This is a genomic window from Shinella sp. GW835-FHT14H05, from assembly GCF_058793575.1.
The window spans coordinates 152,081-164,453 of the sequence record NZ_JBXAFY010000012.1 but is presented as its reverse complement, the minus strand read 5'-3'; the positions used below and the strand labels follow the sequence as shown (position 1 = coordinate 164,453).

Here is a 12,373-nt window from a genome sequence, read left to right as displayed (position 1 = left end):
TGCCGGGCGAGCTTGCGCGATAGCGCATCGATCTCCTGCTGCCGCTCGGCCGTGATCGCGGCGAGGTTGGCGCGATACCGGGCGAGGAAGGCTCCGGGCTCCGGCGGCTGGCCTCGCCGATAGGAGCGCCGGCGCGGATGCGGGTGCGGAATGACCGCTGTCATCCGACGGATAATCTGCCGGTCGATCAGGTCGAGCTGGTGCTGTGTCTGCCGGCGTGCCTCTTCCATGCGGGACAGGAGCGAGCGGCAATCGGAAAGCAAGTTCATGACGCTTTCCTCCGCTCCCATCCGACGAAGGACGACGGGCCATCATAGGCGGCATGACGCCCCTCATCGATGACGAAGCCGAACGGTCCGCGTCCTTCGTATTCAGGCTTCGGCACCAGGAACCGCCGCTCCATGGTATTGGCGCCACGTCGACCGCCGAGGATGGCCACCACTTCGACCATGCCAGGATGATGGCCGGAGGTGATCGCCAACGCGACGATCCAGTCGCCGTCATGACGGTGCTCGAAGTCTCGGCGGTCCTTGCCGCTCGATTCTCCTGGCTGAAGCGGACGTCCGAAGATCGCCTCCCATTCGTCCGGCCATTTGTCCCGGATCGTGCGATCCGCGAGCGCGCGCTCGTAGCTCGTAAACAGCTCGGGGAAGGTGAGGGCGACAATCGCCCAGGCTTCATCCTCCTCGTACCAACCCGAACCGATCCGAAGAGACGGAATGATCCGCTTGTTTCGCTCGGCCGAGAGGCGAAAGCCGCCATGTCCGGCGGTCATGTGCGCGGCGATGCCCTCGGCATAGATCGTCGCAAGCTGTGAAGACCCCCATGGCGTGCTGCAGACCATCCTGGTCTGGAGACGCTGAAGCCTCGACAATTCGCGCCTATGCTGCGCGGTTTCCAGAACACGCGCCCGGAATGCGGCCGGATTGGCAAGTTCGCCGTCGTGTTCGTAGAAATCCTCGCGCCGCAACGTCGATAGCGGTCGTGCCAGGCGCCATGCGCTGGCGAGGAACCCGCCGCCGGTCGAGCGTGGCAGCATGGCGAGCAGGAGATCGCCCAGTCGGGCGACCGGAAAGCCCTCACTGCTGGAGCCGAACTCGACCCCTGTATCCTCAAGGGCCGAAGCAGAATCGTCGGGAAGATCGATCGGGTTCATGCCGCCGTCCTCCCCTCGACATGATCAGCCGCCAGCTCGTCGGCCGTGACTTCAACCGTGAATGCGTCGGACAAGGCGGTGTTGTCGGTGAGCCAGGCGCGGGCGGCGTCCCAGTCATCGGCAAGATGAAGCATCAGGGCGGCGGGATCGTCCCGCTCGAAGATCCGGATCGATCCGATCTTCGGGCGGGAGGCAATTCGGAAACGATAGGTAAGGCCGACGGAAAACGTGCGAAGGTCGTCCTCACAGCGGAGCATAAAAAAGGGCTGGGCGCCGGGATGATCCGGACCAGTCTCGCCGCATTTGCGGACGAGAAGACCGGCGCCGTTGTTGTGATTCCAGTGATAGAGCGTCGCGACGTGGTGCTCTGGGGGACGGGGGGCTCCGTCGGACCATTCGACGACGGAACCGATGGGCGCGAGCGAGATGATCAGGTCCGCATTCATAGCGTTCTCCTGCAGGATCGGGTTGCCGGACACACCTCCGCCGCCGGTGGTGCCGGCGGAGGTGTCGAGCGGGAAAGGGAAGTGCGGCGGCCTATTCAGCGGCGACCGAATAGGCGGTGTCGTCCTCGATGACGGTCTCCTCCGTCTGGGTGTCGCCGTCCGCCTGCGCGGCGTCGTCGATCACCTCCGGGGTAGCTTCGGTGGTGGAGGCCTCTTCGCCATCGCTCTCAGCCTGATCGTCCTCGGTTTGTTCGTCGTCCTCCGCAGCAATGCCGCGGGCCTTGAGGATCTCGGAAAGCTCGGACAGCTCCGGCGCGAACCGGGCAGCGGGGTAGACGAAGTGCCCCTCCTTGAAATGCTCGACCAGCGCCGCGCGGGTTTCGCGAACGCGCTGACGCGGCGAGACCGACGCTTCGCTACAGGAAGTTTCGAGTGCCTGACGAGAAAGGCATTCGAGGAAATCGACGGTGCCCATGTTCGGAAGGAAGGCATCCGCCCCGATGGCCCCGCCGGCAACGCGGGACAGGACACCGCTGTTCGACATGCCGCGACGGCATGACAGGACGTCGATGAGCGTCTTGCGCGCGGCAATCCGCAGGGTGTCCAGGTCGAACAGGAACTTCCCGTCGTCGTCGAACAGCATCGCCGCGTGCCGGTTGAAGCGGGTTCCGCCGAACATCGCGCCACCGGCGCCGGAATCGACGCGGACGTTGGTGCCGGCATAGCCGAGGACCAGCAACGCCATCAGCGTGTCATCCTCGATCGGCGCGCGGCCGAGTGCCTCGTGCAACGCGTCGGTGCGGTAATCGCCGATCACGTCGTGACCACGCTGCGTCACGTCCGGACGCGGCTTGGACGCCACGATGGGCTCGTCGCCGCCGGTGCCACCAATCGTTGCCGTGCCGCCCTTGACCGTCGATTTCTTTTCGTCGGGCAGCCGGTAGACAATCGACTGGACCTTGCCCTCACGGTCGAGATACATTGCCGTGCGGTCTGACTTCAGCGCCTTGCCATGGACGCGCTCGGCCTTCTTTGGCAACTCCGGCTGGCCATAGCTGTTGACTTCGACAATCGCGCCGCGCTTCGGAAGGTTCGATGTCATCCACTCGTGCTGTGCGCCAAGGAAGCCTTCGACATTTGTCGTGTAGCGATTATCCTCGTTCGCAGGAGCGAAGAGGTCCTCCAACCATTCGATGCCATAGGATGCGGCAAGGTCATCGCCGAAGCTGGCATCGCGCGCATACATGCGCTTCTTGTTCAAAGCGTTGGCGATCGACCACCATTGCGCCGTATCGCCCTTCTTCGGCTTGCTCGCCTTCCAGACCGACTCCTGGTCTTCGACGCTGGCGGCGGCGATGATGCGAAGTTGCTGCTCGCTCGGCATGTCGCCCAGCGCGATCTGCTCCAGCATACTGGGGAAGAGATTGGCAAGCAGGCGGAGCTTCTTGATCTGGCGGACGGGGAGGGCAAGCGCCAGTGCGATGGCTTCCTCGGTCCAGCCGAGCGCGACGAGGCGTTCGACCCCGCGCCATTGGTCGACGGGATTGAGATTCTCGCGTGCGATGTTTTCGACCATGTTGCGCATCGCCCCATTGTCGTTCGCCGCCTCGATGACCAGCACCTTGATTTCGTCGAGGTTGGCGGCGATCGCCCCGTCCCGGCGGCGATGGCCGTTGTCGATGATGAGGCCGTTTCCACCACCGGGTTCGGCGAAAACGATCGGAGGATTGATGATGCCGACCGCCTTTATCGTGGCGACCATCAAGGCATCGGCCTGGGGCGACGATTTCGACTGGCGAGCCTTGTCGGGGTTGTCCTTGAGCAATCGGGGATCGACGACAGCAACACGCATGGGATATTCCTTTCCGGGGTACGGACGCGGCCCTCTTGCCGGTCCTTCTCGTGTCTTCTTTTTTCCGAAGACACCTCCCGGACCGCGGGGCGGCCGGACCGGCGCAACTGCCGCCGAGCGTCCCTGCGACGAAGGACAAGCGGGGCCGACGGCCCTGCGAAGGACGAGTTGCCGGGATGCGCAGGCGGCGGTTGAGCGAAGCGCCGGCGGGAGGACCGATCTGCGATCGGATTCCTTCCCTCCTTTTTCTCCCTTTTCTTCCCCTTTCCGTCCTTTCGCCATCGACCATGTTCTCGCCCGGATTGACGGCGAGCATCGTCGCCAGTCGAATTGAAGGAGAGAGCGTGCGGACCACCACGGGAATGATATTTGCGCTGGCAACGGTAGCGCCTGCCTTGGCCGCAGATGGCGCGGCACAGCCACCGGCGGGCGTCAACCCTGACGTGATTGCTTGCCAGAAGGTGACGGGCGCCGAGATGGAGCGGTTCATCGGCGCACCGGCGACGATACGCGAGACAAGCGCCAATCTCTGCTCCTGGCAGGGCGGGAGGGCCGATGCCTACGCGCAGGTGATGTATTTTGCAGGAGAAAGCCAGGGCGTGCCGGCCGGCAGCGAGCGGGCGTATTTCGACCAGATGATCGCAGGCCAGAAGGCGCAAGCTAAGCCGGGAGAAATCGTCGAGGTACCGGATGTCGGCGACAGCGCCTGGGGGCTAAAGCTCGATCAGAACGAGACGGATTATTATGCCGTCTATCTGTTCAAGGGGAAAGACGACGTCACGATCACGACGAACGGGATCGGATACGATGCGACGGTCGAGATCGCGCGGTTGGCAGCATCGCGCATGTGACCGGCCGAAACCTGAGCAAAAAAAATGGGCCTGCGAAAACGCGGCCCATTGAAGTGTGAAGGTCGAAACCTCCAGAGGGGAACAGCTGACGCGGCGGGCACTGGGAGGAGAAAACCGCCATGTGCATCAACTGCGAGCATAATGCCCGTTTCTTGACCGTCTGGAAAACATTTATTGTGCAACGCAGCTATGCGGCGGCTGCGTTGCTCCCGCCATGATCGTCGCCGGCATTACGCCGCTTGCGCGACAGGCTCGGCGGTGGCGCGGGCTTCAGCGGCCAGCACCTCCTCGACCTCCTCCAATTCCCGGCGCTTGGCGGCGAGTTCGTCGGCGAAGGCGAAAGTGCCGGTTTCGTGCGCGCGGTAGGAGGCGAGCCGGCGGTTGGCGTCTTCCAGATGCTGGCGCTGGCGGTAACGCTCGCCCTCGAAATCATCGAGCGCATGTTCGAGACGGGAGATTGCACCGAGCGGTGTGACCGTCACTGGCAGATCGACCTCGTAGTCGGCGCCGGTGCGTTGCAGGACGGTGCGGTAGTGATACCCGTCCTTGCCGAAGCGCTCGCCCTCGTAGATGACGTCGAAGCCGCCGATCGAGCCGAGCTGGGCCTCGCCCTCCTGCTGAAGCTGGACCAGCGTGAGGATTTCCTTCATCATCGCGCGCCCGGCGTCCTTGCGCTCAACGTGTCGCTCCCCGAGGACGGTCATCGTGAAAGCCTCGCCTGCTGTCGGTACCAGCCGCGCGATATCCTTGCCGATCTCGTCGATCCGGCGCGTCGCGACCTCGATATCGCGTTCGGCCTCCCGCAGCCGCCGGCGCACCGAGAAGAGATCGTCGTCATGGGCGGCGCGCAGGCGCTCGAGGCGGGCGATGTCGGCTTCCAGACCCGCCTTTTTCATCAGGCGCTCGTCGCCGCTGGCAATGGCCTTCGCCATCGCAAACTGATTGGCGGCACCCTCACCGAGATCTTCCAGCCGACGGATCGACGTGTCGCCGGAGAGGGCCGCGGCGATAAACCGGGCCTTGCGCTCGTTGTTCTGCCACATACTGGCATCCAGGCTACCCTGCGTCGCATAGGCGAAGATGTCGACGACATCATGCTGGTTGCCCTGCCGGACGATGCGGCCCTCGCGCTGCTCGATCTGCGACGGCAGCCACGGCACATCGAGGTGATGGAGTGCCTTCAGCCTGAGCTGGGCATTGACGCCAGTGCCCATCGTCTCGGAGGAGCCGATCAGGAAGCGCACCCTGCCCGCGCGGACATCCCCGAACAGGCGTTGCTTGGCCTCGGACTTCTTATAGTCCTGCATATAGGCGATCTCGCTGGCGGGCGCGCCGAGCCGGACCAGCTCGTCGCGGATCCAGCGATAGGCCGAAAACCCCCGCGTCTTTTCCACGTTGATCGTACCGAGGTCGGAAAAGATCATCTGCGCGGCGCCCGGCAGGTCATAGGGCTTGCCGTCCGACCGCACGAACACCTGGTCCGCCGTTTCCTGCCAGATGCGGAAGGCGTTCTGGACAAGCAGGTTGAGCTTGTTGTCGGGCTCATTGTCGTTGGCGGGCATGACGAGGCGCAGGTCGATCGCGGCATGGCGACCGTCGGTGATGACGGAAAGCAGGATATCGTCGCCGGGCTGCGCCGGCCCCTCGCGCATCTCGATCGCCTTGATGCGGCTGTCGAGGATCTGCTGGTACATCTTGAATGCCGCGGTGGGCGTCGCGGTGACGATCTGGCGCCCGCCGGTGGAGATGGCCGGAACACGCACATATTCACGGAGATCGGCGGGCATCACCACGTCCGCGAATGCCCGGAACATGGCGATGAGTTCCGGAACATTGACGAAGGAGGCGAAGCGACTGACCGGCTTGTATTTGCCGGACGGTTGGATTTCCAGTTCCGTGGTCGTGTCGCCGAAGCACGATGCCCAGGCATCAAATTCATGCAGGCCGCGTTCATGGAGAGCGTCGTAGCCGAGCAGGCGCTGGACGGAGAACATCTCGCCAAGCGTGTTGGTGATCGGCGTGCCGGAGGCGAGTACGAGCGCGCGGCCGGGGTTCTTGGTTTCGAGGAACCGAGACTTTACAAACAAGTCCCATGCGCGTTGCGAGCCGTTCGGATCGATGCCCTTCAGCGTCGACATATTGGTGGCGAAGGATAGCTTGCGGAATTCCTGCGCCTCGTCGACGACAATCTGGTCGACGCCGATTTCCGAGATGGTCAGCAGATCATCCTTGCGGGTAGCCAGCGCTGTCAGCCGCTCCTCCAGACCCTCCTTCAGCCGTTCGAGACGCTTGCGCGAGACACGGTCGTCGGGCTCGACCCGGGTCAGCAGATCCTCGTAGAGCTGCAGCTCGTCCTGGATCATGCTCTGTTCGAAGGCGGAGGGGACAGCGATGAACCTGAAGGCTGAATGGGTGATGATGATCGCGTCCCAGGTTGCCGTCGCCGCGCGTGACAGGAAGCGCGCCCGCTTGTCTTTCGTAAAGTTGCTCTCGTCGGCGACGAGAATGCGGGCGGAAGGATAGAGCGCCAGGAACTCGCGGGCGGCCTGGGCAAGGCAATGGCCTGGTACGACCAGCATCGCCTTGGCGATCAGGCCGAGACGGCGCTGTTCCATGATCGCCGCGGCCATGGTCATCGTCTTGCCGGCGCCGACGGCGTGGGCGAGATAGGTCGCGCCATCGGCGATGATGCGCCAGATGCCGCGCTTCTGGTGCGCGTAGAGTTGGAATGCGGCGGAGGCGCCTGGCAGCTGGAGATGCGAGCCGTCGAACTTGCGCGGCGCGAGGTTGTTAAAGCGCTCGTTATAGACGCCGGCTAGCCGGTCGGTCCGCTCCGGGTCGGTCCAGACCCAGCGCTCGAATTCCGTCTTGATCTTCTGCAGCTTCTCGCGGGCAGCTTCGGTATCGACGACGTTCAGCACCCGCCGTTCGCCGCCGACGTCCTTGATGGTGTCGAAGATCTGCGGCACGCGGTTATTGAGCGCATCGGCGAGCAGTTCGCCGGCGTGCCGGCGGCTCGTTCCCCATTCCGACGTGCCGGCGGCGCGATAGCCGAGCTGGCGCGCTTCGACAGTCCAGGAACCGAGTTCCGGCATATGGTGGATCTTGATATCGGCTTCCATCTTCTCCTTGACGAAGGCGACGACATCGGCGGGCGGAACCCAGGGCGCACCGAGCCGCGCGGTGATATCCGAGGGACGGAGAGGGGCGGGTTGCACCGCCTGAAGCGCGCGGACATTGCGCTCGAAGATCGGATCGAGCGCCGCGGCGGCTTCAGCTGCGGCAAGCTTGGTGCGGACCGGGCCGGAGAGATAGGCGTCGGCGGTCTGCCACGCGCCGTCGGCCGGATCCTGGAACACGGTGTCACCGAGTTGGTCGACCACCTTGTCGCGGTCGCAGTGGAGAAGCTCGGCGATATGGTCGAGGTCGACGCGGCCGCGCTCGTTGAGCACGACGGCAAGCGCGTCGCCGGCATTCGTCACCAACGGTGGGGCAGGGGGCGCGATGACGCGCTGCGTGAAGATCGGACCGGGTTTGGCCGTATCCGTGTCGAGGTCGTAGTCCTCGATGGAGGCGACCAGCCAGCAATCCGGGTCATCCCGGAAGGGCTGCAAGTTCGGCTGGCGATGCGTCTCGCGGGTCTCGCCGGTCTCGTCGTCCTCGGTGATGCTGACGGTCGTGTGATTGATCGGCCCGAAATCCCTGACGAAGCTCGACCAGGCGATGCGCAGCCGGACCTGCAGGTCGCGCCATGGCCGGCCGGTCTCCTGGGCCTTCAGCACCTCGCGCACCGCGTCGCGAACCGGGATCAGCTTCTGGATGGTACGGACGTGCTTTTCCGTCAGACCGTCGCCGGTACGGCCCTTCCTGACCTTGATCACGACGGGCGCACCGTCGACGATCTGCATCAGGCCCTGCCTGTTGTCGATGAAGTAGCTGCCTTCGCGAACATTGGCGTTGCCGGGCCGCAGGTCGACAATCTCGGCCAGCTCCTCCTCGAGATCGAGATCGATCTCGGTCGGCTCGCCGTCATAGACGTTTTCCGGCAGGAGGCCGACGGCAGCGTTCAGCGACGCGGCAAGATCCTCGCCGACGCGGGGACGGCAGGTATAGGTTTCGCCGAATGGACCGGAGGTCAGCGCGTGGGTGCCGAGAACCATGTCGGGGTTGTCGGCGAACCAGCGGTTGACGCGGATGGCGCCTTCGTCATCCGTAGCCGGGCGGATTTCGTCGATCTCAAGCCACGAAACGTCGTCCTGCGCCTCGGCGATCTTGCGCTTGCGGAAGAAGAGGATGTCGACGACGGTGTCCGTACCGGCGTCACGGCGGAAGCTGCCCTCGGGCAGTCGGATGGCGGCGACGAGATTGGCCGATTTTGCGATATGCGTGCGCGCCGTCGCGTCTGCCTTGTCCATGGTGCCGCTGCTCGTCAAGAAGGCTGCCAGCCCGCCGGGCTTCAAGAGGTCGATTGAGCGGGCGATGAAGTAGTCGTGCAGACGCAGCGCAAGCGGTCGATAGTGATGGTCCGAGCGGACGGTCCGGTCGGAGAAGGGTGGGTTGCCGATGGCAAGGTCATAGACGACGCCGAGATCGGTGCGAGCGAAGTCGCCGTTGACGATGCGCGCCTTCGGCTGCAGCAGCCGGACGATGCGCGCCGTGACCGGATCGAGCTCGATGCCTGTGACACAACTGTTGGCGCGATAGGCCGGCGGCATCAGCGCGGGGAACAGCCCCGTGCCGATGCCCGGCTCCAGCACGCGGCCACCGCGCCAGCCGAGACGCTGGAGCCCGGCCCACATCGCCTTGACGATGAATTCGGGCGTGAAATGCGCATATTGGGTGCAGCGGGCGAGCGAGGCATAGTCGGCATCGTTGACGGCCGCCTCCAGCGAACTGCCGAGATCGTCCCAACCCTCGCGGAACTCCACCTCGCCCGGCCGGCGGAACATGCCGTTCGCCAGCTCCGATGCGCCGAAGCCGGTGAAGCGTATGAGTTTCCGCTGTTCCTCTGATGTCGCCGGGCGGTCCTGCTTTTCGATTTCGCCGGCGATCAGGATGGCGGCGACGTTCGCCTTCGCTCGCTCCTTCCAGCCGGCGGCGAGACCGCGGCCCTCGTCGTCGAGGTAGAAATTGCTGCGCGCGCCCTGCTTGCGCGGGGCCGGCTTGCGCGCCGCGGTGATCGGCAGAGCCGGGGCAGGGGCGGGTGGCGTCGGGTCCGGATCGTCGTCATTGGCGCCGAAGGGATCGTGGCCGCTGAAGGCGGACATACCGAGGCCCAGACCGGATGTCAGCGCGGTGTTGCCGAACATATCGAGCGTGAAAGGATCGTTGCTCATCGAAATCTCCTTGTGAGCAGGCGTGCGCCATCGCCCGCGGGAAGGGGTTCCAGCAGGTGAGGGCGCTTGCGATGGGATGAGAGGGTGATGCGGTCCGAAGCGGAGCGATGTCCTTCCTTCTTCAGACCTTGTCTTGCACGGTCCGGAGCCCGCGTCGCGGACGGCCGGTCAGGGGCCGCTTCAGCGGCAACGCCTGCCCTTGACGTGCCGGGCGCGCATGCGGGAGGTCTTTTTCGACCCCTTCTTCTTCCCGTTTCTCATCCGCCCCTGCAGCGCGGCGCGAATATCAGTCAGGAGTTGATCGACGCCCTCCTGGCGATCGTCACCCTCGAAACCCGAGATAAAGCGTTCGGCGCGATCGAGGGTGTGTAGAAGAGCAGGGGAGGACTTTGCGATACGCAGGCCCCCCGCTTGCAGACCCACGACGGTGACGACGCCGTCCGGCGCCTCGACATTGTAGACGTTCGCGGATGTGCCCGGCCGGCGAATAATTTCGTGCGCCTTGCTGGCGGCGTCCATTGGCGATTTGGCGTCATCGATGTCGATGTCCCATGAAACCCGATAGGTCATGTCCGCCCCCATCACGCCGCAGCCGCATCCGGCAGATAGCGCAGATGCACCGGCAGCTTGGCGGCGATCTCCACGTCGGTCATGGCTTCGAGCAGTTTCGGGACGCTGCCCAGTTTTCCGCCGAAGAAGAGCACGGTGCGCCGGCCGCGGGACGCATGGGGCCATCGATGTTCGGCGTAGCCGCGATAGGGCTCGGCGGTGCAGCTCCAGATGTGCTCGAGACGTTCTTCCCGCGTCATCGCCCGCACCGGCCGGCTCTCGCGTTCGATGATGGCGAGACGCATGCGCTCGACGGACATATCGTCGGAAAGATCGCAGTAGCCATGAAAGTAACGGATGGCGTCGTCGATGCGCAGCGCGAAAAATACTGACGTCACCGAGCCGGTCAGGAATTGCCGGAGCGCGAACATCGAACCACGGATCCAGAGCGGCGCTTCCACCGCGAACATATAGTCGTGCTCGGCCTCGCCGATCTCGAACCATTCCCCTGCATAGAGCGCCGTTGCGTCGTCAGCGCGGCGGTGAACGCGCCCGGCATGGCGGTCGAACATGCGATACATCTGGTGGCGGTCGGCGATGCCCTGGAATACCTTGCGGATTGTGGGTGCGGTGGTCATATGCGGCTCCTTCGGGGTTATCGGACCGAAGTGCGGCACAGCCTTCTCGACCCTGCCTTCTTCCTCAGTCCTCTGTTACCCCTCCTCGACCGCCGGCATCGCGACCGGCCGGGTCAAGGGCCGGCTCCGCCGGGCGAAGCTTCCCTTGACGCGGGCGGCGCGCATCCGGCACGCCTCGCCTTTTTCCATTCCTCCCTTCTCTCCTTTTCCATCTTCGCCTTTTCCTGGAGCGCCTCGTTCCAGTCGTCCGCCGTGGGCCGCAACCGCTGCCAGGCGCAACCGGTGCTGTCGGCGAGGACGCGCAGACGCTCGGCAAATGTCTCGCCCTGATCATTTGCGTCAGTCGCCGCGACCAGCGTGGCGCCGGGACGCGACGCCAAGATCCGCAGGGCCGCATCGGTGAGGGGAGACCACCCCCCGCCGGTGCTGAGGTAGAGCGAACCCTCGCGGAGACCTTCGAAGGCCGCAAGGCTCATCGCGTCGATCGCCGCCTCCGTGACGCACAGGCGCAAGGCATCCCGCGCGCCAAGACGGAACAAGGTTTTCGAGCCGCCCGTCGAAAACCCGCGCCATTCCGGGCCGCGCTCCTCCCAGCCGCAGACAATGCCGCCATCGTCCGTGTGGGCCGCCCACATGCTGCCATATGGACCTTCGCGAAGCTGGTTGCTCATGATTGCCATTCGCAGCACGCTCGTCGGAAGGAAGCGCGAGCCGAAGAGATAGCGCCAAGTTGCGGACCCGCGCCATGGAACGCGTCGCGCCGACCATCGATCCGCAAGGCTCGTCGCTGCGGGCCGTTCGCGGGGTGCCTTCGCCCAGACCGGATCGCTGGTCTGGAAACCGACCAGAGACGCGACGCTTTCGACACCCTCGACAAAGTCGACATGATCAAGGCGTTGCACGAGCGCGAAGATATCGCCCTTGTCGTCGCTGAGCGGATCGAACCAGCCCTTCCCCTCATGCGTCACGATGACGATTTCGCCGCCCCGGCGAAACTTGACGGCCCGGCGCGTACTCTCCTTGACGTCGACGGCAAATCCGGCCCGCTCCAGAAGCGCACCGCAATTCACCTTCTCCTTCAACTCTCTGATTTTCTCTCTTTTCATGCCGATCCGGCCGCGCCAGCGGCCACCCCCTTCATTTCCCGTCCACACATTTGCGCAGCAGACCGACACCCGCCGCGCCAAGCGGCGGCTGCAAGGGCGCGGAAATCGGGGCGAGGGGAACCCGCGCCCCGCCGCGGCGCCGCTTCCCTTGCGGACGCCGCATGGATGCGGCACCTCAGAGGAGGGCAGGGCGGTCTCAGTGAGCCGGCCCGAAGTCGAAGGGATCGATCTCGTGGATCACGTCCACGTCGGCGTCGTCGAGCTCCTCGCTCGGCAGGACGCCGTACTCTCCAGCCGATCGGAACAAGGTCACCGGGACCATGAGCGTACGGGCGAGGTGAAAGGCATGTGATTGGGCGAGCGAGAGATCGTGCGACATGGTGAGGCTCCATCCGGGAGCGGGCCAATTCCCGCTCGATGGCGCCATGTTTGGTCCGGG

9 protein-coding genes and 1 pseudogene are annotated in these 12,373 nt (G+C 64.7%); 1 reads left to right on the top strand and 9 read right to left on the bottom strand.

All coding sequences use genetic code 11. The annotated features are described in order from the left end of the window. The 4 genes and pseudogenes from AC1Q6Z_RS27475 to AC1Q6Z_RS27460 all read right to left on the bottom strand — a co-directional run. Positions 1 to 269 (bottom strand): annotated as a pseudogene (locus AC1Q6Z_RS27475) (hypothetical protein); the annotation flags it as partial. After that, complete coding sequence (locus AC1Q6Z_RS27470; RefSeq protein WP_137935201.1) at positions 266 to 1,156, bottom strand: DUF7007 domain-containing protein; 891 nt, start codon at positions 1,154 to 1,156, stop codon at positions 266 to 268. The gene AC1Q6Z_RS27470 and the pseudogene AC1Q6Z_RS27475, both read right to left, overlap by 4 nt. After that, positions 1,153 to 1,602, bottom strand: coding sequence for a UCP036055 family protein (locus AC1Q6Z_RS27465; protein WP_137935200.1), 450 nt, complete (start codon positions 1,600 to 1,602; stop codon positions 1,153 to 1,155). Before AC1Q6Z_RS27465 ends, AC1Q6Z_RS27470 begins: the two co-directional genes overlap by 4 nt. 91 nt (positions 1,603 to 1,693) lie before the next feature. Next, positions 1,694 to 3,454 carry a ParB N-terminal domain-containing protein gene (locus AC1Q6Z_RS27460; protein ID WP_137935199.1) on the bottom strand — a complete coding sequence of 587 codons (1,761 nt, stop codon included), beginning with the start codon at positions 3,452 to 3,454 and terminating at the stop codon, positions 1,694 to 1,696. A gap of 344 nt (positions 3,455 to 3,798) precedes the next feature. Here AC1Q6Z_RS27460 and AC1Q6Z_RS27455 point away from each other — a divergent pair, with 344 nt between their 5' ends. After that, positions 3,799 to 4,305 carry a hypothetical protein gene (locus tag AC1Q6Z_RS27455; protein WP_298799508.1) on the top strand — a complete coding sequence of 169 codons (507 nt, stop codon included), beginning with the start codon at positions 3,799 to 3,801 and terminating at the stop codon, positions 4,303 to 4,305. 230 nt (positions 4,306 to 4,535) lie between these two features. Here AC1Q6Z_RS27455 and AC1Q6Z_RS27450 read toward each other — a convergent pair whose 3' ends face one another. The 5 genes from AC1Q6Z_RS27450 to AC1Q6Z_RS27430 all read right to left on the bottom strand — a co-directional run bounded on the left by AC1Q6Z_RS27450 (position 4,536) and on the right by AC1Q6Z_RS27430 (position 12,313). Further along, the gene (locus tag AC1Q6Z_RS27450) at positions 4,536 to 9,641 is read right to left on the bottom strand and encodes a helicase-like domain-containing protein (protein WP_137935196.1); all 5,106 of its coding nucleotides are present in this window, start codon (positions 9,639 to 9,641) and stop codon (positions 4,536 to 4,538) included. A gap of 180 nt (positions 9,642 to 9,821) precedes the next feature. After that, positions 9,822 to 10,211 carry a hypothetical protein gene (locus tag AC1Q6Z_RS27445; protein WP_137935195.1) on the bottom strand — a complete coding sequence of 130 codons (390 nt, stop codon included), beginning with the start codon at positions 10,209 to 10,211 and terminating at the stop codon, positions 9,822 to 9,824. Positions 10,212 to 10,222: 11 nt separating this feature from the next. Continuing rightward, on the bottom strand, positions 10,223 to 10,828 hold the full coding sequence (locus tag AC1Q6Z_RS27440) for a DUF1419 domain-containing protein (protein ID WP_292855358.1): 606 nt from the start codon (positions 10,826 to 10,828) through the stop codon (positions 10,223 to 10,225). Positions 10,829 to 10,941: 113 nt separating this feature from the next. Continuing rightward, positions 10,942 to 11,934: a DUF3991 and toprim domain-containing protein gene (locus AC1Q6Z_RS27435; RefSeq protein ID WP_137934793.1), complete on the bottom strand. Its 993-nt coding sequence runs from the start codon at positions 11,932 to 11,934 to the stop codon at positions 10,942 to 10,944. Between the two features lie 196 nt (positions 11,935 to 12,130). Continuing rightward, complete coding sequence (locus tag AC1Q6Z_RS27430; protein ID WP_137934740.1) at positions 12,131 to 12,313, bottom strand: hypothetical protein; 183 nt, start codon at positions 12,311 to 12,313, stop codon at positions 12,131 to 12,133. Positions 12,314 to 12,373: the final 60 nt, after the last annotated feature.

Bases quoted from the DNA above. Each gene is read 5' to 3' on its own strand.
- AC1Q6Z_RS27470 (WP_137935201.1), bottom strand. From the start codon at position 1,156: ATGAACCCGATCGATCTTCCCGACGATTCTGCTTCGGCCCTTGAGGAT.
- AC1Q6Z_RS27465 (WP_137935200.1), bottom strand. From the start codon at position 1,602: ATGAATGCGGACCTGATCATCTCGCTCGCGCCCATCGGTTCCGTCGTC.
- AC1Q6Z_RS27460 (WP_137935199.1), bottom strand. From the start codon at position 3,454: ATGCGTGTTGCTGTCGTCGATCCCCGATTGCTCAAGGACAACCCCGAC.
- AC1Q6Z_RS27450 (WP_137935196.1), bottom strand. From the start codon at position 9,641: ATGAGCAACGATCCTTTCACGCTCGATATGTTCGGCAACACCGCGCTG.
- AC1Q6Z_RS27445 (WP_137935195.1), bottom strand. From the start codon at position 10,211: ATGACCTATCGGGTTTCATGGGACATCGACATCGATGACGCCAAATCG.
- AC1Q6Z_RS27440 (WP_292855358.1), bottom strand. From the start codon at position 10,828: ATGACCACCGCACCCACAATCCGCAAGGTATTCCAGGGCATCGCCGAC.
- AC1Q6Z_RS27435 (WP_137934793.1), bottom strand. From the start codon at position 11,934: ATGAAAAGAGAGAAAATCAGAGAGTTGAAGGAGAAGGTGAATTGCGGT.
- AC1Q6Z_RS27430 (WP_137934740.1), bottom strand. From the start codon at position 12,313: ATGTCGCACGATCTCTCGCTCGCCCAATCACATGCCTTTCACCTCGCC.